We start from the raw sequence: 19,129 nt of genomic DNA, 5'->3' as shown, positions 1-19,129 counted from the left end.
GCAGTTACAAAAAGACAATCTCCTTTTGTTACACTTTACAAAGAAAATTTTAAAAACGACTTGCATATGTCTTAGAATTCACTGAGTGCGCACTGAGTCGCACTGAGTAGATTTTATGAGGCAAAAGCCGGTATCAATTACAGCAAAGTGAATCTGAAAGAGCACTTTCAGAATTCGATATGCTGTAATTGATGAAACACAACTCTGTTGTGTTTTTTTGAATCGGCTTTTACAGTTTTTTACATTGTGTTACTTCGTGCAAAACGTTGTGCAACTTTGTGCAACTACGATTCCAGCAGTTTTTTGCGGGGTTTAATGCGTTGCCCCTGATCCGTGACAGTGCTCCAATTATATCAATTCATTTTTTATCTTTGCTCTGCACTTTATAAATTGCCAAAATGCCTGCGCGCCAACTACTACTATTTCTGAGCATCCTCTGCATTTCCGCAGCATCACAGGCGCAGACGCGTTCCCTGTCGGCTGGTTTTGGATATGGGTTCACCTCTCCGCATCACTCCGATATGTGGAATTACATCACCGGACACGCCCAGCAATGCCATTTTCAATATCTGACTCCACGCGACACCAATGTGAAACAAGGCGGACACACATTAAAAGTAATTGATATCTGTCTTATAAATCCCGGAAACCCTGACACTATGGGCTATTCAATAGGCTTTAGTCCACAGTTTCATTTTCCGCTGAATGAAAAACACCGCAGCCATTTTGTGCTTGGATGCGGCATTGAATTCAATACAAAAACGTATACCGAAGACAATTGTTCATTCACTGCCATCGGTTCACATCTGAATGCGTTGATAATACTGGGTTACAAACGAACATTCGAACTGACGCCATCATGGAAAATGAAAGCAGAATTGCTCTGGACGCATTTTTCAAACGGCTCAACCAAAGCGCCAAATCTCGGACTGAATATTCCAACATTAGGACTGGGACTCGAATACAGCTGGAATATGAAACCAGCAGCCATCGCTAAAAGGGAATTGAATGAACCCGTATTCTCAGGTCTTTGGCAATTTGTGGCAACGGGTGCATGGAAGCAAGTAAAATATGAAGGGAGAATTAAGCCTGCATTCAGTCTTTCCGCCGAAAAGTTTTTCCCGCGTTCTAAATCAGCTTTTGGAATTGGTTCTGATCTGATCCTGGATTACAGCATGAATGAAAAACTGACTGAATTCAATGACACCATTGTTCCTTTTTCTAACAATATTAAACTGTCGCTGAAAGGGCTTTGGACTATACCCATCGGCAGATTACAAATACATCTTCAGGCAGGATCTTATTTGAAAAACGGTAATTTTAAAAAAGAATTTGTTTTTGAGCGATTGTCACTGCGATATTTTGTTTCTGATAATATTGGGCTACACGTTGCTCTGCGCGCTCATTTCGCCAAAGCCGATGCAATTGAGTTTGGTATTGTGTACAGACATTTTCAAAAAAGCAAACCTTTCATCGGAACGCCCGCGTTTTAATAAATTTGCATTATTCGAAAAATGTCAACTGCGGTCCAATAACATCAGGATGGACATTCGCGAAGCTAAAATTACAGAGACTGATCATTAATTAAAAGCGCAACTTCATCCCTAAGACTCTTCAAGTCGTTTGTAACAATTGCCCAGATAATATCTTCGGAAACAGAATCATATCCATGAATAATTCGATTTCTTGTGTCCACAATTTTTCGCGCATGCGATATGGTTATACTTGGACTAACACTTAAAATCCGGTTTACAGCTTCACCTATTATTTCAATATTTCTTTCAATTGCTTTTCTTGTCTTCAGGTCTTTTCTGAATTCGTGAAAATTTCTTTTCTCAGGAAGAAACATTTCTGTTTCATCAATCGACCTGACAATATCTTCAAGCCAGGTCTGCATTGCTTTTTCCATAAACTATTACTTTGGTACGATCTATTTCACTTTTCAGAAAACGATTGCGAATTGCCTTTTGTTCGAGTAAATCTATCCGTCGATGAAGCAATTCTTCCAGTTTGAATTTTAAATTGAAATACTTTTCAGCATAAGAAATGGGATCGTTATCATCAATTTCAACAACCAAATCAATATCACTTTTAATGGTAAATTTATTCGAATTTACCGATCCGAAGGAAAAGAGATTTCTCACACTGTTTGATTCACAGAGCTTGTTTATTTGATCGATATGCTGAGTCAGAATATTCATAGCTTTACAAAGATAGTGAATTTTTACAGTTTTTCAACAGCTGCAAAAAATCAATAAAATAATCGGGCAAATCACTACCTTTGCACTCAATGAAATACGCTGTCTGCGACATAGAGACAACCGGGGGGAATAACCGGGCAGGTAAAATTACTGAAATTGCCATTTTCTTAGTGGAAGATGGCAAAATCATTGACGAATTCAGTTCGCTCATTAATCCCGAAAGGCCCATTCCGCCTTTTATTACGCAACTGACAGGTATTACTGATGCGATGGTTGAAGATGCGCCAAAGTTTTACGAAGTCGCTGCCCGCATTGTTGAAATCACCAAAGATGCCATTTTCGTTGCGCACAACGTAAGCTTCGATTACAATTTCATTGTCACCGAATTTGCCCGGCTGGGTTATGTTTTTAAAAGTGATAAATTCTGCACATTGGCTAACAGCCGCAAGTTGATTCCAGGCCACGCTTCGTACAGTCTGGGCAATTTATGCGAATCGCTAAATATTCCGCTCCACGACCGACATCGCGCTGCCGGCGACGCACGAGCTACCGTTGATTTGTTTCTGATGCTCGAGGAAATTGGTATTCCTGACAGCCCGAAAGTGCTGCAGACTCAGCTCAAGCTGCATCCGGCGCTTATGATCACACGCTTCAGGGAAATTCCGGAAACTACCGGAGTATACTATTTTTATAACGACAAAGACGATCTGATTTACATAGGTAAAAGCACCAACCTGCACCGCCGTGTGCTCGATCATTTTTATAACAAAAAAGCCGTGCGCGACCTGCGCATGCAGGAACTTACGGCGCGTGTCGAATACGAAGAAACCGGCAGCGAACTCATTGCCCTTCTGAAAGAATCTCACGAAATAAAAATGAACAAACCGGTATTCAATCGCGCCGGACGTCGCTCCCTGGCTCGCTTCGGACTTTACGAATGCGAAGACAACAATGGATATCTGAACTTTTATATCGACGCCACACAAAATCAGAAAAAAGCTTTTCCATTGCGCGCTTTTTCAGAAAAGGACGAAGCTCTTCAATATCTCGACCGCATTATAAACCGCTATCAGCTTTGTCAGAAACTGTGCGGAATCTACGACACTGAAGGTCCATGCTTTTATCATCAGATAAAAAAATGCAAAGGGGCCTGTGTAGGCAAAGAATCGCCTGAAGACTACAACGAGCGCGCATATCAGGCACTGGACGATGTTCAGATGAAGAACGAAACATTTCTGCTTTCAGAAGGTCAGTATGTAAACGATAAAAAACCATTTGTACTTGTCGAAAACGGCACGTATAAAGGATATGGATTTCTGCCTGAAGACGCGAGTCTGAGCTGTTGTGAAGAATGCTACATGCATATTCAAAAACCGGCCATCATCGACAAAGACGCGCATTCAATCATTCAATCGTTTATGCGTCAGAAGAAATACAAACTTGTCAGGTTTGAAAACTAAGCCATCGAAGGGGTTGGAACAAAGCCCTCGATGGGTTTGGAACCCTTCGAGGGCTAAACAAAAAAACTCTGCCCGCAATTACGCAGACAGAGTTTCGGAATGATTAAAAAAAATTAATCTTTAAGCAGTTTAACTTTCACGGCCACATCTTCACCTTTTTCATTCTTGGCAATTTCGAACATGACCTCATCGCCCGGTTTGAGCTCTGTCATGTCAGTTTCTACCAATGTGTGAAAATGGAAGAAAAGATTGTTGGGCGGATACTTAATAAAACCATATCCGTTTTTGAGTGAAAGAATTGATGATGTTCTTTCAATACCATCGCCCTGCAATTCGATAAACTCTTCGGACTCAAAAAGATCAAAATCCTTCTTCTCCGACCTGGGGACAAACAATCCGTTGATGGTTGGATTACCTGTAAAGTCCGGGTCTTCGATGAGATCATGCATAGCCACCGGATAAGTGACTTCGCGGAGCAGATCCTGCGATGTGCGGGTCATTTTTTGCTGACCGAAGTCATCAACGAATTCAAAATCCCAGCTGACAAGCATGACTTTGGTGCCAAGCGCATTCACTTTTCTGACCAATGGCACATAATCACCATCGCTGGCAATTAAAACCATCACGTCGAACTTGTGTGCAATGTTGAGATCATAGGCATCGAGGGCAAGCCAAACATCGATTCCTTTTTCCATTTTTACACCCTGAACGGTTCGTACAGGGAAATAATGAGTTGTAATTCCTTCCGACATGAGTATGTCGTCGAAAAGACGATCGAAATAAAGTTGATTGCCTTTCATACTGGCTTCCTTAGCGCCCGGGCGACTGCGGAAATAATGAGCGTCGACTATTTGGCAATACTGTGGATCCATGCCTTCTTCCTGACCAACATATTGGCGTATGAAAGTGTGGAGCCCACTGATACTAATTCGACTCTGACGAGAATGCACGTAATTGTAGTAATTGCTAACATGGAGAAAATAATTTCCGTCATAGAATACCCCAATTCGTGCTAAATTTGTCTTACGATCCTGATTCATAGTAATTATTATTTAATAATTTATTGGAGTGCAAATGTAAATGAATTCTACTTATATTTACAATTTTAATACTGCATTTTGTCATTTTCCCAACCGATAACACACTTTTAACAACTAATAAAATGATGGAAATTGTTAAAGGAGATATTACTCAACAACAGGTGGAATGCATTGTAAATGCGGCTAATACAACTTTGCTGGGAGGCGGCGGAGTTGATGGTGCTATCCATCGTGCGGCGGGACCGCAATTGCTCGAGTTCTGCAAAAAACTGAACGGCGCTCAGACCGGCGAAGCCAAGATTACACCCGGATTCCGATTACACGCAAAGTATGTCATTCATACTCCGGGTCCCGTTTGGCGGGGAGGCGTTCACAACGAGCCGGAATTGTTGCGATTGTGTTATTTCAATTCGATGAAACTGGCCTTGAAAAACGAAATCCGCACCATCGCCTTCCCTTCGATCAGCACCGGCGTGTATGGATTTCCATTTGACACAGCCACGAGAATTGCCATGAGCACCATCGACACTTTTATACGCGAAAACCCAGGTGCTCCGGATGTATTTCTTGTCGCATTTTCCGATAAAGATTTCAGCACCATGCAAAAGATTTTTGCGGATATGTTCAGCGTTTAATTTTACTGTGAGAAGTATCTTGCTGGGGTTTGACACTTCGAACTATTGAATGTTGGATTGCCTGGCTTGTTTTAATACTGCCTCCAGCAAAGCGATCCAGGCCGTACAAATATTTTCGGCCCATTCCTTTGCACATCTTACGAAAAAACCGTAGGTTTGCTTAACTAAAATCCGGCTATGAAAAAGTCACGCAAAATATTTCTAATCTCGCTTGCAGTAATCGTTCTGGGTCTTGGTGGAACAGCTGCCTATTTTTATTTCAAAACCAGCCCCATGCGCGCCATCTGGAATTATGTGCCGCGTGACGCCGTTTATATCATTGAAACTGATAACCTGACTAAAGGCTGGACAACGCTGACTGAAAGCAAAATGTGGCAGCATCTGATTACAGATCCTTTATTTGAAGATATTTCGGAAAGCGCCGGCACCCTCGACTCTCTTATCAAAGGCGACGAAACCATGGACATGCTTTTTACCGACCGGCCGTTGCTCGTTAGCTGTCATCTTCTTCCAAATCAGGATTTCGATTTTCTGTTTCTGGTCGATCTGAAGCAGGCTGGTAAATTTGCATTCATCAAAGATTATGTCGGTGGAATTGTTGAGAACTTTGGCTATGAAATGTCGCGCGAAAAATTTGAAGACACCGACATTCTCATCATTGACGATAAAACCAGCGATGAAGTTTTTTATGTTTCGGTCATCGACAATGTTTTTATGGCTTCATATAACAAAAGTCTGGTGCAGAATTCCATCACCACCGCAAAAACGCCGGATCTCTGGAAAAACGATGCTGCTTTTCAGACTGTCGTGAGTTCTACGTCAGGCAACAATCTTTTTCGCTTCTATGCCAGTTATAATTTTCTTGCACCCTACATTGGTTATTACCTTTCAGATGAACAGGAACTGCTGGGTGAGCTAAAGCGCATTTTCGGCTATTCAGCATTCAACATCAATCTGGAAAGCGAACGACTCAGTTTCAGCGGCAGCACCATTCTGAAAGATTCGACCGAAAGCTACATGCACATGCTGAGTGGTATTGAACGTGGACCAATGCAGGCTTACAGAATTATTCCTTCCGACTATGCCTTGTATCTTTCTATTTCATTTGCCGACTACATGGACCTTTTCAATAATCTCAAAGCTGAGTTTACTTTCAAAGATTCAGCCGGAGCAGAATCGTATGAAAAGTCATTGAAAAAAATGGAGAAGCTGTTTGGCATCAGTCTCGAAGAAGACTTTTTCTCCTGGATTGGTAATGAAATAGCCATGTTGAAGCTCCCTCCCACCCCCAACGCGCGCGAAAATGATATGATTGCAGTTTTGCATACCAAAGACATTGAACTGGCGATGGCAGGCATGGAGAAAATCGTGAAGAAGGTAAAAAACCGCACTCCGATTAAGATTGCTGATTCTGAATATAAAAATTTCAAAATTCATTATTTCGGAATGAACGGTTTTTTCAAAATGTTTTTCGGAAAAATGTTTGCAAAACTCGACAAGCCCTACTTTATTTACATGGATGATTTTGTTGTATTCAGCAATTCTCCAAGCTGTCTGATGGACATGATTGACTCGTATGAGAAAGGCCGGATTTTGGCCAATGATGAGGATTTTATGAATTTTTACGAACAGTTCGACGACGAAGCCAATGTGTCCGTTTTCCTGCAGGGACCCAAAATCTACAGTCATCTCTATTATTACGCGAAAAAAGATCAGAAAGCCAATATCCGCGAAAGCAGAGAAATTCTGGCTTCGTTTTACAAAATTGGATTTCAATTGGTGAGCGAGAAAAAAGGCTTGTTCAGCAACATGCTTATTGTCGAACATAGTACCGATGCATTGTTTGATGCAGCGCTCGAAGAAATTGAAAACAGCGCCGAAGATTTGTATGTCAGCGAATTTGATTCCCTGCTCGACATTGAACTGCCGGAGGAATATGAAGAAGGTAAAACCTGCAAAATATACTACGAAGACGATAGCACTCAGGTGAAAGCTGAAGGTCGGATTATTGATAAAAATCGCGAAGGGATGTGGCGCTATTACTACGAAAGCGGAGATATTTGGGGAAGTTTGATGTTCGAAGACGGTGAGCCAACCGGCAAAGGGATGTTGTATTACGACGAAGAAGAAAGCAGAACAAAGGCTCAGGCTGAATTTGAGGATGGCGAAATTGATGGCACCTATCTCGAATATTACAGCAATGGCGAATCGAAAACCAGCATTGAATATTCTGAAGGCAAGGCAGATGGCGAAGCAAAATTTTATTACGACTCAGGTACCATAAAGATTGAGGGTGATTACAAAGAAGGGTTGAAACAGGGGAAATGGCGCCATTACACAGAAACGGGTGATCTGATGGACAAGGAAGCGTGGAAAAAAGATCAACAGAAAACAAAGGGTAAAAAATAAAAACCGGTTTTCATGTACACATTTCTCATTTCAGTGGGAATCCTTATCGCGGGCTATTTGTTTTATGGCTTGCTGATGGAAAAGATTTTCGGAGTTGACAAAACGCGCACTACGCCTGCATTTTCAAAACAAGATGGCGTGGATTATGTTCCCTTGCCCTGGTATAAAATTTTTCTTATTCAGTTCCTGAATATCGCCGGCCTCGGGCCCATTTTCGGAGCAATAGCCGGAGCCATGTGGGGCCCATCGGCTTTCCTGTGGATTGTTTTCGGTTCTATCTTCGGAGGTGCTGTTCACGATTACATGGCCGGAATGATGAGCGTTCGGCTTGACGGGCTAAGCCTGCCGGAAATCATTGGAAAATATCTTGGAAAACCCGTCATGCAGTTTATGCGCGCCTTCACCGTTATGCTGATGGTTCTGGTTGGAGCGGTCTTCATTATGGGGCCTGCCGGAATTCTTGCCGGGCTCACACCCGGAGTATTGAATATCGGAAACACAGCAATAGCATTTGATTTGACTTTCTGGGCAATAATCGTGTTTATTTATTACTTTCTGGCCACCATGCTTCCGATCGACAAATTAATCGGGCGCATTTATCCGATATTTGGTTTTGCATTACTGTTTATGGCAGCAGCAATCATTGGGGCCATTCTGTTCGGAAATTTCCACCTACCAGAACTCACAGGGAATCTATATAATCAGCACATCAAAGGCGATGCGATGCCCATATTTCCGATGATGTTCATTTCTATTGCCTGTGGCGCTATATCAGGATTTCATGCTACTCAAAGTCCTCTGATGGCCCGGTGTATAAAAAATGAAAAATATGGCCGGCGCGTATTTTACGGAGCCATGATTACGGAAGGAATCCTTGCTCTGATCTGGGCTGCAGCAGCCATGGCGTTTTTCGGAGGTGTTGAACAACTGAACGACACGATGATTGCAAAAAACGGGAATGCTGCGTGGGTAGTGAATGAAATCAGCAACTCATTGCTGGGTCGCTTCGGTGCTTTCCTTGCGATTCTTGGAGTTGTGGCGGCACCCATCACCTCGGGAGATACTGCTTTTCGGAGTGCCCGGCTGATTGTGGCCGATTTCATCCATTTAAAACAGAAAAAAATCGCAAATCGGTTGCTCATTGCCTCACCGCTCTTTTTATGCGGCTTTGTTCTTACTCAAATCGATTTTGGAATCATTTGGCGCTATATGGCCTGGAGTAATCAGACTCTTGCGACAATAACCCTTTGGGCAATCACCGTTTATCTGCTTGGTGAAAAGAAGCTTTGGCTCGTTTCGTTCATCCCGGCCGTGTTCATGACAATGGTTGCTTCATCCTATATATTCTTCGCACCTGAAGGCCTTCAACTTCCATACAATATGTCTATTGGTATTGGAGCCGGGATTACATTTCTGGTTCTGGCTCTTTTCTTTGTCTGGTTTGTTCGAAATAAGCAAGGAAGTACAGAGCCGCTACCGTGAAAGTGAAGAAAAGACGGAGCCGGGTTTTAATTGAAAATCAACTTTATGCAAGTTTTTTTTACCATTTGAAAAAACTTTTCTAATTTAGCCACGTTTAAAATACTTAAACTGAATTAAAATGAAGAAATTCATCTTTCTGTTACTGCTCCTCCCAGTTGTTTTTGTGACCTCATGTGACAAATCAAGCCAAATCGTTGTCTTCAAAAAAAAGATGGCCTACAAGGTTAATGGTACTGCTGCCGAAATTCTGGTAACCTATGTAAACGATAAGGGGGAGACTACGTTGACAGGACTTTCAACAGGAACCATTCCCTGGAGTTATGAATTCAGTGCGAGACCAGATACATACGTTTATCTGCAGGCGAAAAATGCGACTGATACAGGCTATGTTGAAGTCGAAATCGTGCAGGGCGATGCAGTCTTGTTTTCCGATGATAACGATCTGCCCTTTGGTGCTGCTGCCTGCAGCGGTTTCGTAAAGTAATTCAGAATTCAACCTTCACGATTGTTCCGCTTTCATTTGATTCTACCAGGTACTTACCACCCAGCTGATCCTCGGCAAGCATAGCTACCAGCGACAGCCCCAATGACTGTCCAATATTGCTTAATGTTTCAGCTGGAATTCCCGGCCCATCATCTTTTACTATTAATTCATGCTTTGAGCCGATATTTTGTAAACCAATATATAAGTTCACCGTTCCATCTTTGTCTACTCCATGTCTGATACTGTTTGAAAGAAGTTCGGATACAATCAGACCCAGCGGAACAACTTCGTCAATTGTCGCTTTCAATTCATCTGATTCAATTTTATATTTAACCTTATTATGATGGTCGAATTGTTCTATTGAATTCACTACGACTGTCTCCAAATATTTTCCGAAGTCAATTTCTTTGAAATCTGTACTGAAATAAAAATCTTCGTGCGCTGCAGAAATTGCCATTATTTTCTGAATAATATCTCTGAATGTCTGAAGCGTTTTTTTATCCTCGAGATTGTAGGAATACATTTTCAACATTGAAAGCACCAATTGCAGATTGTTTTTAATCCTGTGGTGAACTTCCATAATCAACTTTTCGCGCTCACGCAGCGCTAATGTGATAAACTCTTCATGCTTCTTGCGCTCAGTAATATCGCGCGCAATTCCAAATACTTCAATGGGATTTCCATCCTTGTACCGCAGAAAACTGTTGATCTCAAGGATCATTTTATCCTTGTTTCGCGTATAAGCAGTTACCTCATAAGTGGAGTGATTTGAAGCATGTGCCAGCTTAAGTCTTACCTGCTCCATTGCACGTTGAACACTATCGTGAGAAATATATTCACGCATGTTGCGATTTTTCAGATCCTGGAATCTGTATCCAAGCCATTTTTCCGCAACAGGATTTACCGAAGTGAAATTTCCTTCAAAATCCATTGTGTAAATCAAATCGCTCGTATTGTTATAAATATCGAGAAAACGCTCACGACTCTCTTCCAATGCAAGGTCTTTAGCTTTTATGTCGGTAATGTCTTCAGCAATAAAAAGAATATGTCTTAATCCACCGGTCTGATCAGGAATGGTACTGATCTTCAATTTAAAACTTCGTTCGACTCCATCCGGACACAAGAATAAAGATTCGGTAAACACAGGTTTTCCAGTGTCAATAACACTTTTTGCAAGCGCAGAGACACCAAGTTTTTGAGCGGTTTCGTTTTTTAAAACATTGGTCTCTTTACTTTTGTCAATGCTCTTTAATTGAAAAATACTCAGAAAAGCTGGATTCATTTCAAGAATTTCGCCATCAATATCACATATCATAAAGCCAATCGGAGCATTGTCAAACAGAGATCTGAACTTGATTTCATTATCAAGAATTGCTTTCGTTTTTTTATTCAGTTCCGATACATCAACCATGGAACCAATGATTCGCTCAAAATCAGTTCCCGCATCGACGAGCGATGCGGTGACAATGGTGTTGAATATTTTCCCATCAGGCAACTGAATGTCAATTTCAAAGTTATCAACCCTGCCCTTGGCTAAAATCTCTTGTATATAATTATCACGCTGAGATGGATTCTGGTATAATGACTGAATGTTTGTTCCAATCAGAGTGACCGGATTAATATTGGTGTAGTGGTATAATGATGGACTGATCTCGAGAATTGTTCCATCCAGTTTAATTTCGAAATATACATCCTGAATGTAATTGAATATACGTTGATATTTTTGTTCATTTTTTTTCACAGTCTCCAGAATCCGAAGCTCTGCCTTTCGGGAGTGAAGAATGAAAATAAAAGAAGTTATGGTTGTATCGGTTGCTTTGACCGGCACTATTCTCCCACGCGAATACTCAGCAAGAGAAGGTAAATCTCTGAAAACATTCTCCGAAACATCCATCTGAACTTCGATACCTTGTTTTAGCTGATAAACATCTTTTATTCCTAGGACCTTTACAAATGCGGGATCAAATAAATGCGGTGTGTCAAAAGAATTGAACAACGTATTGAATGAACTGTTTGCTTTTATCAAATGTCCATCGCTCGAAAAAAGTCCAAATGCCAGATCAGTCATGTCAAAAACCGAAGTCATCTGACGGTTCAACTGGTCGCTTTGCTGAAAATTGAATAACAGAATATAAAACTGCCTCGCAAAACGGATCATCCTGTCCAGCTCAATGAATTTTACTTCTGATAAACAATTGGGGACAGCCAGCGAAACTGTTGCAATGATTTTATTTCCGTCACTGATGGGATAACCATAGTAATAATGAAGATTGATGTATTCTTCAACAGCTGGACAAGCCTCTTCAGGGATGGATTTATGAACAAAATGGTACAACGATTCTATCTGCAGCAGGCGATCCTCGAACATAGGGGTTAAATCATCCAGACTGTTCTTCATGGCAAGCGACAATTGGCCTGATTCAGTCAGTTTTCCGACTTTTTCAAGCAAATCAGAACAACCTGCTATCGACACGGTATGAAACTCAGCGTTTTCATTGTTACAGAGCGAAATAACGGTTATAGCATTCTCCTGTCCAATAACCGAATACAGAAAACCGGATATAAAATCAGAAAGACTTTGGATATCCTTAAATGTCGAAAATCCTTCAAGCAACTCTGTATAGTGGTCATGATGCTTTTTGCCAAATTGCCTGAGCTGCATAGCATCCAGATACTCAACAACTTTAATTGCCGGGATATCATTATCGCCGGCTTCGTCAAGGAATTTATATAATTCTTCTATCGTTGATTTCATAAATACTATAATTTATTATCTTTGACCAACCTTTGATGCCTCTGGACCTCAAAGGTAAATTTTTAAAAAAGGAAAAATGTCAATTATTCTTAAAAACGCAAATTATTTTGATTTCAGGCAAAATAAACTACTGTTCACCAATATCTTAGTCGAAGGTGAAAGTAAAAAAAAGCTTGTAACCAGTTCGGATGTTAATGATTTGCTTGAAAATCAAACTGACGTCAGAATTATAGATTGCTTTGGAAAACTAGTCACACACTCTTTTGTCAATGGCCATCATCATAGCTATGTTAGTCTGACAAGGACGCATAAACTCACCAACACCGACGATTTTGAATTCAGACTGAAAACCGGTGCCTGGAAAATTGATCAGTTTCTCGATGCCGATGTGCTCGAAGCCTGCGCTCTTTACTCTGCGATGGAATCATTGAAAAATGGCGTCACATGCGTGATTGAACATCATTCGAGTCAAAACTTCATAAAAGGTTCACTCGAAACCATAGAAAAGGCATTTAAAAAACTTGGCTTACAATTTTTACCCTGTTTCGAAATCAGTGACCGGAAAAGTTATTCCGCATCTGACGAAGGGCTGGACTATACCGACAGCTGGCTTTCGGGCAAGCCGGGTCTCGTAGGTCTGCACGCTAGTTTTACCGTTGGTTCAACAACACTGAAAAATGCGGTTGAAATGGCTTCGAAGCATAAAACCGGCGTTCATATTCATGTAGCCGAAAGCACCATCGATCAGGAACAAAGTCTGAAAGAATATGGAGTGACTGTTGTCGAGCGTTTGTATGATGCAGGTGCTCTTGAAAGTACCAAAACAGTACTTGCCCACGCCATCCATCTGAGCAACGAAGAAGCTGAACTGATAAACAAGACCGGCGTTTTCGTGGTCGAAAATATGGAAAGCAATCTCCGCAGCAATGTTGGATTCTTCAATTCCGAAGGCATGGGTGAAAACATTATGCTGGGCACCGATGGATTGCATGGCAACATGCTGCGAAGCGCCAAAATGGCTTTCCTGGCCGGTCAGGGATTCGATCATATCGATCCGACTATTGCCATTCAGCGTCTGAGAGCGGGCAATGAATATTTTCTGCGAAACAAAATCTGCGGAGATGCCGAAAACAACCTCATCATACTCGATTATCCGGCACCCGAAGAAGTCACTCCCGCCAACATGGCCATGCACATGATTTTTGGAATTGAAAGCAAACACATTTCTCACGTTATCTCCAACGGACATCTGGTGGTTGAAAACGGTCGCCTCACAATGGTAAACGAAGATGACGTTATGCCTTTCATCCGTCAGATGACCAGAAAACTGATCAAACAACTCGAAAAATCAAAGTAATGAAATTCAAATCAATGAGATTTGTTGCGGGCCTGGCGTTGTTCCTTGCCCTTGATTTGTTTTACGGCAATCTTGCAAAAGCGCAGAGCGTCACTCCGGAAGAAGCAAGCACTGTGGCGGCCAATTTTGCAACACAACGGCTTGGAAACAGTTTCGCACCTTATTTTGCAGAATCTTATACCGGCGTATTAAATGGGGAAACAACCTACTATGTTTTCAATCTTTTTCCGGAGGGATTTATAATTGTTTCCGCCAATAAAAATATTGTTCCCGTTGTGGCTTATTCGTCCGAAAACCACTGCCCGCAAAATCATTCAAATCCGGCATTGAATGCATTGCTCGAAAATTATTCAAAACAAGTTTACGAAACATCTGTTTTGAAAAATTATCAGAATCCGGAAAATCAACAGCTTTGGGCCGATTATATGATTGGAAGCATTAATGCGCCGAAAGGACAGGTTGCACCTCTTCTGACAACAAAATGGTATCAGGTAACTTACTACAATGAATTCTGTCCGGCCGATCCCGATGGACCCGATGATAAATGTTATACTGGTTGTGTGGCCACAGCACTTGGACAATTGGTGAATTATTTTCGCTGGCCGCAATCCGGCGTTGGGTCCTACACAAGCGAAGACACGGTGTATGGAACGCTCACCGTTGATTATGCTGCTGCGACCTATGATTTTAACGAAATGGCTACCGCACTCACCCGCACCAATCCGGAGACAGCAGAACTTATCTATAATATCGGAGTTGGCGTCGATATGCACTATGGCCCCGACGGAAGCGGAATGAACAACCACAAGGCAGCTCATGTTTTAAAAACTTTTTTCAAATATGTCGATTCAACCCGATACATTTTCCGTGATTCGGTTACGCTCAACTGGGATAGCGTTATTATCAGTCACCTTGAACGCGGACTGCCCATGTATTATGCGGGCTGGGGCGACACCATCTATATGAGCGGACACGCTTTCGTGGTGGATGGCTATCAGGATACCTGTTTTTTTCACTTCAACTGGGGCTGGGGCGGCTCTGCCGACGGCTATTTCTACACCAGCAATCTGACACCCAGTGGAGCTGATTTTACTTTGATGCATGAACTAGTTGTCAACATGTATCCCGATGGCCCATACCCATATTATTGCAACGGAACCGACACGGTCAGCTCACGCGACGGTACCATCGATGACGGCTCCGGACCTTTGTTCGGCTATCGCAACAATACGGATTGCTCCTGGCTGATTGCTCCGGACGACAGCGCAACCAGCATTAAACTTACGTTCGACCGCTTTGAAACTGAGAGCGTCAACGATGTGCTGACAATCTACGACGGAGAAAACACTTCGGCGCCTGTACTTGGCTCCTACAGCGGTTCTTCGATTCCTTCAATAATTCAGTCCACGGGCGATCGCGTATTTCTTACATTCACAAGCAATGCCGCTGACACTGCAGCCGGCTTTCTGATTTCCTATAGCATTGTTTCTCCTTTTGGATTCTGCACGGCGTTGTCAACAATTACTGCTGAATCCGACACCATCGAAGATGGCTCTGGTCCTTACATGTACCACGGAAATAATTTCTGTCGCTGGAAAATTGAGCCGGCATCAGGCGAGCCGATACTTCTTTCATTTTCAGAATTTGATGTGGATTCCAGCGATTACGTCAGAGTAACCGATCATACAACAAATGTCATACTTGGTGATTTCAAAGGCAACCAACTGCCTCCGGTTTTGTATTCCGCCAACGGCACCATGACCATCACGCTCAAAACAACGGCTACCACGCACGCGCAGGGATTCAAATGTAATTACCGCACCTCGCCTGTTTCAGTCGCTGATTTCAGTAAACCAGATTTGATGCTGTTTCCAAATCCTGCAAAAGATTATATTACCATCGCTGGTGCTGAATCTGATTGCGAAGTGATTGTTTTCGATTTGCATGGACGCCGCGTCTATTCAAGTATTCAGCAAGCTCAGGGCGGTTACATCGTTGTGCCGGTTCATCAACTGAGCAATGGCATGTATTTGCTCTCCATCAGCAACAAAGCGGGAATTCATTCATTGAAATTTTTCAAGGAATAGAAAAATGAAAAACATTATTGTTGGTGATTTATGAATGGAAGATTTTCAATCAATAAAATGCATATTTTCGATTAATGATTAATTCCTGTTTAAAACAATTAATCTACTTATTAGAGAATCGAAAAATCACTGATTATTTTCTGTGGGTTTTCATTGCCTTTACTTTAATTCTTTATTCATGCAATAGTCAAAATAGTAATGCTGAAAAATCAGCATTTAATGGTATTGATAGACTTGATAATTGTTTTAATCCTATATCAGGCGACACGATTATTAAGATCGACAATATCATGTTCAAAGCGTCGAAACTTATGAAGTATGAAATTCTGAAACATGGTGAAAAATCAAAATTTTATAAACACGGCGATACCGTTTTCGAAGATCCAAAAAAAATTATTGTTGCAAACTATGAAGCTATTGCCACGCCTGGCGTGTTTGTGAAATTCAGCTTCAAAAATGATTTTTGCGATTTTGATGTTGCTGAAATATATTCAGGAAAACTTGCAATGCCAGATTTTTCGACAGATCGCAGTGCATTGAAATTTGTTACAAGAATTAAAAATGGATGTGAAGACGAAGGGGTGAACTTTGCCGGTCATTACACAATTGTTACGTGGGGCTGTGGGAGCAGTTGTCAGCAAATGGCTATTGTTGACCGGATTACTGGTAAAATTATTTATTCACAGCTTCCGTTTATGAATAACTATAGTGGTTCAGAATTCAGAAAAGACAGCCGTATGCTGATTATTAATGCCGAATCACTCAGCGAAAACTGGGGCTTTGAAGAAGGCTTTATTCGGGTAAATCCTTATACAGATCCATCTGTTTTCGTAATTTCGGAGAATACAGTAATGCGTATTGAATGAAGAAAATCTTTTGCATATTCTGGCTTTTCGCTGGGTTGCTAACCCCAATTCATGCGCAACAGCACATTGCTGGTTATAAATCATTCAACGATTCGGTATTCGCTGCCGGAGACAATATTTTGGCACCTAAAATTTTGTTTACCCTGAGCGGAGGGTCACGCGTTCTTCCTGAATGCGAAGACTCGGTAAAAATAATTGCCGATTTTCTGAATGCGCATCCCGGAATGTGCATTGAAATTGGCGTGCACACCGATTACCGCGGCACGGATGACTTCAATGACACCATTTCCTATCATCGGGCAGGATCAGTTAAAGAAGTACTCGTTGGTTTGTTTGAAATTGATCCGACCAGAATTGAAATAAAAGGCTACGGTAGACAACAACCACTTATTTTAAAAGAAGAAATTGACGCACTTCAATCAAAAGAATTGCAGGAACCCATGCACTCCATCAACCGAAGAGTTGAAGTGAAAATTATTCAGGTCCAATAAAAAAACACCCTATGAGAATTGACATCAATCAGAAAAAAATCTCCATCGGAGACAAATACCAGATATTTATCGATGGCCAGCAGCGCTATTCCGGAGCGAAAAAGCTTTTCAGATTTCTGGCCGAAATTCAATTGTCCGATGCGATCAATCAGCAGGTGCGCTTAACAATTAAAAAGAAATTGAGCTTGTTTCGTGCAAAATACAGAATCATTTTTCCCATCGGTACGGAAATTCAATTCGAAACTGTTTCATACTGGAGACTGCATTATCGCTGTGTTTTAAACAAAGACACCTATGAAATTTACGGACACCGGGGCCGGAAATATTCTGTCTGTAAAAACGGAATTCAGATTGCCTGGTGGGATAAGGAAATTGTTTCTTGGTTCAATGGTGACAACTACACAATCGTGGCCGACAATGATTGCAACTATGAGCTGATCATCGCATTCTGCCTGATCATTGACGAGTTTCGTTCCGATGATAATAAAAGCGCCGTGAATATTGATGTTGGCCACATCGGACCGCAGGCCATGCAATTCAATCCAAACTGGCAGCCGAAAAACTAAAACCAGCAAACCAACTGGCAGCAGTCAGCTATCAGCATTCAGTCCGCCGCAGCGGATGAGAAGGAGTTTTGGACAGTGTGAGAGCGAAGCTTAGTCTGGCACCTAACATTATCATGCACCAAGCATTATGCTAAATGAGGCTGGTTTCTTCAACGCACTCAGGTCGCTTTGCGACGCAGAGAGGTTGAAGAAAAGCCGCAGTGCCTTTTTGCAAACTGCACATTTTAAATCGTATTTTTTCCAGGGTATCGTATTCACACATCGGCGAAGCCGCACATGGACGAAGTCTCACATTTCCACATGAGTACATCAGCAAATCATTTCTTCTTCACCGAATAGCCAAACGTTCCAACCAGATCGCCATGCTCGAAGTATCCACCATGATTGTAGTTTATCAGAGCGGCACGTTCGATTTCGAATTTTGACGTTCTTGTGTTGAAGAATCTTTCGTCGGCAATGGTGTTAAGCACTTCGGCCATGAACATGTGGTGCGAACCCAGCTCGATAATCTGTGTCACTTTGCATTCCATCGACAGCGGGCTTTCGGCAATATACGGACAAGGAATCTGAATTCCGGCCACAGGCGTGAGTTTCATGGTTTTAAACTTGTCGAGGTCTTTCCCACTCCGGACTCCGCAGAAGTCGGCTGCTTTCACCAGATTTTTATCCACAAGATTAATCGTAAATGCCATCTGTTCTTTTATCATTGCATATGAATGGCGTTCAGGCCGCACTGAGATGTACACCATGGGTGGAGTCGTGCACAAAGTGCCGGTCCATGCAATGGTAATAATGTTGCGAACGTCGGCATTACCGCATGAAACCATGACTACCGGTAAAGGATAAAGCATGTTGCCAGGTTTCCAGATATGTTTTTCTTGAATCATTGTTGTGTCGTTTTTGCAAAGATAGTTAATTGAGGAGTTCGTTACGCGAGACAGTCGTGGAATTTATCCCGCTGGAAGCGGGAGTCGTTACAGTCGTTACGCGTTACAAGCGTTACAATCGTTACAGACGTTACAATTGTTACAGTCGTTACACGTTACAAGCGTTACAGGCGGGGAGTTAATCATGCTGATTGGGGAGGTGCGCTGCATCTTTCCGACTCTTTCAGGACGCTCCGCGACTCTCGAAAGTCATGAGCGAGTCCGCTGCGAAGGAGCGGGACTGCAAGCCGCAGGCCTCATGCCGCATGCCTCATGACCTGTGCATTGTGCGTTTTGCTCAAACCCGTTTGTCGATTTTTTTTTGGTAAAAAGGACAAGTGGTTTAGTTTTACTAGTTGATTTACTGATG

Annotated in this window: 16 protein-coding genes; 11 read left to right on the top strand and 5 right to left on the bottom strand. The window is 42.0% G+C overall.

Going from position 1 to position 19,129, the window contains the following annotated elements; translation table 11 throughout:
- Nucleotides 1-398 precede the first annotated feature (398 nt).
- The gene (locus tag A2W93_04265) at nucleotides 399-1,493 is read left to right on the top strand and encodes a hypothetical protein (protein OFY54397.1); all 1,095 of its coding nucleotides are present in this window, start codon (nucleotides 399-401) and stop codon (nucleotides 1,491-1,493) included.
- Between the two features lie 71 nt (nucleotides 1,494-1,564).
- On the opposite strand, the gene A2W93_04260 is transcribed toward A2W93_04265, so the two are convergent.
- Complete coding sequence (locus A2W93_04260) at nucleotides 1,565-1,909, bottom strand: antitoxin (protein ID OFY54396.1); 345 nt, start codon at nucleotides 1,907-1,909, stop codon at nucleotides 1,565-1,567.
- Entirely contained in the window at nucleotides 1,881-2,201 is a 321-nt protein-coding gene (locus tag A2W93_04255; GenBank protein ID OFY54395.1) for a hypothetical protein, read from the bottom strand. The genes A2W93_04260 and A2W93_04255 overlap by 29 nt, the downstream gene beginning before the upstream one ends.
- 89 nt (nucleotides 2,202-2,290) lie before the next feature.
- Between A2W93_04255 and A2W93_04250 the strand changes: the two genes are divergently transcribed.
- Nucleotides 2,291-3,661: a hypothetical protein gene (locus tag A2W93_04250; protein OFY54394.1), complete on the top strand. Its 1,371-nt coding sequence runs from the start codon at nucleotides 2,291-2,293 to the stop codon at nucleotides 3,659-3,661.
- A gap of 113 nt (nucleotides 3,662-3,774) precedes the next feature.
- Here A2W93_04250 and A2W93_04245 read toward each other — a convergent pair whose 3' ends face one another.
- On the bottom strand, nucleotides 3,775-4,701 hold the full coding sequence (locus A2W93_04245) for a cold-shock protein (GenBank protein OFY54393.1): 927 nt from the start codon (nucleotides 4,699-4,701) through the stop codon (nucleotides 3,775-3,777).
- Nucleotides 4,702-4,823: 122 nt separating this feature from the next.
- On the opposite strand from A2W93_04245, the gene A2W93_04240 reads away from it, so the two are divergent.
- From A2W93_04240 to A2W93_04225, 4 genes are all read left to right on the top strand, one after another.
- Complete coding sequence (locus A2W93_04240; GenBank protein ID OFY54392.1) at nucleotides 4,824-5,336, top strand: O-acetyl-ADP-ribose deacetylase; 513 nt, start codon at nucleotides 4,824-4,826, stop codon at nucleotides 5,334-5,336.
- A gap of 177 nt (nucleotides 5,337-5,513) precedes the next feature.
- Nucleotides 5,514-7,745, top strand: a complete 2,232-nt coding sequence (locus A2W93_04235) for a hypothetical protein (protein OFY54391.1) — start codon at nucleotides 5,514-5,516, stop codon at nucleotides 7,743-7,745.
- Nucleotides 7,746-7,757: 12 nt separating this feature from the next.
- Nucleotides 7,758-9,227 (top strand): carbon starvation protein CstA, encoded by a 1,470-nt coding sequence (locus tag A2W93_04230; GenBank protein OFY54390.1) that lies wholly within the window; start codon nucleotides 7,758-7,760, stop codon nucleotides 9,225-9,227.
- Between the two features lie 118 nt (nucleotides 9,228-9,345).
- Complete coding sequence (locus A2W93_04225) at nucleotides 9,346-9,711, top strand: hypothetical protein (protein ID OFY54389.1); 366 nt, start codon at nucleotides 9,346-9,348, stop codon at nucleotides 9,709-9,711.
- Nucleotide 9,712: 1 nt separating this feature from the next.
- Here A2W93_04225 and A2W93_04220 read toward each other — a convergent pair whose 3' ends face one another.
- Nucleotides 9,713-12,466: a hypothetical protein gene (locus tag A2W93_04220; GenBank protein OFY54388.1), complete on the bottom strand. Its 2,754-nt coding sequence runs from the start codon at nucleotides 12,464-12,466 to the stop codon at nucleotides 9,713-9,715.
- Nucleotides 12,467-12,542: 76 nt separating this feature from the next.
- Between A2W93_04220 and A2W93_04215 the strand changes: the two genes are divergently transcribed.
- The 5 genes from A2W93_04215 to A2W93_04195 all read left to right on the top strand — a co-directional run bounded on the left by A2W93_04215 (nucleotide 12,543) and on the right by A2W93_04195 (nucleotide 17,833).
- The gene (locus A2W93_04215) at nucleotides 12,543-13,823 is read left to right on the top strand and encodes a hypothetical protein (protein ID OFY54387.1); all 1,281 of its coding nucleotides are present in this window, start codon (nucleotides 12,543-12,545) and stop codon (nucleotides 13,821-13,823) included.
- Nucleotides 13,823-15,910 (top strand): hypothetical protein, encoded by a 2,088-nt coding sequence (locus A2W93_04210; GenBank protein OFY54386.1) that lies wholly within the window; start codon nucleotides 13,823-13,825, stop codon nucleotides 15,908-15,910. Before A2W93_04215 ends, A2W93_04210 begins: the two co-directional genes overlap by 1 nt.
- A gap of 74 nt (nucleotides 15,911-15,984) precedes the next feature.
- The gene (locus tag A2W93_04205; protein OFY54385.1) at nucleotides 15,985-16,776 is read left to right on the top strand and encodes a hypothetical protein; all 792 of its coding nucleotides are present in this window, start codon (nucleotides 15,985-15,987) and stop codon (nucleotides 16,774-16,776) included.
- The gene (locus A2W93_04200; protein OFY54384.1) at nucleotides 16,773-17,267 is read left to right on the top strand and encodes a hypothetical protein; all 495 of its coding nucleotides are present in this window, start codon (nucleotides 16,773-16,775) and stop codon (nucleotides 17,265-17,267) included. Before A2W93_04205 ends, A2W93_04200 begins: the two co-directional genes overlap by 4 nt.
- A gap of 11 nt (nucleotides 17,268-17,278) precedes the next feature.
- Nucleotides 17,279-17,833 carry a hypothetical protein gene (locus A2W93_04195; GenBank protein ID OFY54383.1) on the top strand — a complete coding sequence of 185 codons (555 nt, stop codon included), beginning with the start codon at nucleotides 17,279-17,281 and terminating at the stop codon, nucleotides 17,831-17,833.
- A 317-nt stretch (nucleotides 17,834-18,150) separates the two neighbouring features.
- Here A2W93_04195 and A2W93_04190 read toward each other — a convergent pair whose 3' ends face one another.
- Nucleotides 18,151-18,720 (bottom strand): flavin reductase, encoded by a 570-nt coding sequence (locus tag A2W93_04190; protein ID OFY54382.1) that lies wholly within the window; start codon nucleotides 18,718-18,720, stop codon nucleotides 18,151-18,153.
- Nucleotides 18,721-19,129 lie beyond the last annotated feature (409 nt).

Source organism: Bacteroidetes bacterium GWF2_43_63, assembly GCA_001769275.1.
Taxonomy (GTDB): Bacteria; Bacteroidota; Bacteroidia; order Bacteroidales; family DTU049; genus GWF2-43-63.
Note: the sequence above shows the minus strand (reverse complement) of the source record. Positions and strands in the feature narration are given on the sequence as shown.

What these genes read in the sequence shown, in the direction of transcription:
- A2W93_04205 (OFY54385.1), top strand. Translation starts at nt 15,985, where the DNA reads ATGATTAATTCCTGTTTAAAACAATTAATCTACTTATTAGAGAATCGA.
- A2W93_04255 (OFY54395.1), bottom strand. Translation starts at nt 2,201, where the DNA reads ATGAATATTCTGACTCAGCATATCGATCAAATAAACAAGCTCTGTGAA.
- A2W93_04240 (OFY54392.1), top strand. Translation starts at nt 4,824, where the DNA reads ATGATGGAAATTGTTAAAGGAGATATTACTCAACAACAGGTGGAATGC.
- A2W93_04195 (OFY54383.1), top strand. Translation starts at nt 17,279, where the DNA reads ATGAGAATTGACATCAATCAGAAAAAAATCTCCATCGGAGACAAATAC.
- A2W93_04230 (OFY54390.1), top strand. Translation starts at nt 7,758, where the DNA reads ATGTACACATTTCTCATTTCAGTGGGAATCCTTATCGCGGGCTATTTG.
- A2W93_04260 (OFY54396.1), bottom strand. Translation starts at nt 1,909, where the DNA reads ATGGAAAAAGCAATGCAGACCTGGCTTGAAGATATTGTCAGGTCGATT.
- A2W93_04235 (OFY54391.1), top strand. Translation starts at nt 5,514, where the DNA reads ATGAAAAAGTCACGCAAAATATTTCTAATCTCGCTTGCAGTAATCGTT.
- A2W93_04245 (OFY54393.1), bottom strand. Translation starts at nt 4,701, where the DNA reads ATGAATCAGGATCGTAAGACAAATTTAGCACGAATTGGGGTATTCTAT.
- A2W93_04215 (OFY54387.1), top strand. Translation starts at nt 12,543, where the DNA reads ATGTCAATTATTCTTAAAAACGCAAATTATTTTGATTTCAGGCAAAAT.
- A2W93_04190 (OFY54382.1), bottom strand. Translation starts at nt 18,720, where the DNA reads ATGATTCAAGAAAAACATATCTGGAAACCTGGCAACATGCTTTATCCT.
- A2W93_04225 (OFY54389.1), top strand. Translation starts at nt 9,346, where the DNA reads ATGAAGAAATTCATCTTTCTGTTACTGCTCCTCCCAGTTGTTTTTGTG.
- A2W93_04210 (OFY54386.1), top strand. Translation starts at nt 13,823, where the DNA reads ATGAAATTCAAATCAATGAGATTTGTTGCGGGCCTGGCGTTGTTCCTT.
- A2W93_04200 (OFY54384.1), top strand. Translation starts at nt 16,773, where the DNA reads ATGAAGAAAATCTTTTGCATATTCTGGCTTTTCGCTGGGTTGCTAACC.
- A2W93_04250 (OFY54394.1), top strand. Translation starts at nt 2,291, where the DNA reads ATGAAATACGCTGTCTGCGACATAGAGACAACCGGGGGGAATAACCGG.
- A2W93_04265 (OFY54397.1), top strand. Translation starts at nt 399, where the DNA reads ATGCCTGCGCGCCAACTACTACTATTTCTGAGCATCCTCTGCATTTCC.
- A2W93_04220 (OFY54388.1), bottom strand. Translation starts at nt 12,466, where the DNA reads ATGAAATCAACGATAGAAGAATTATATAAATTCCTTGACGAAGCCGGC.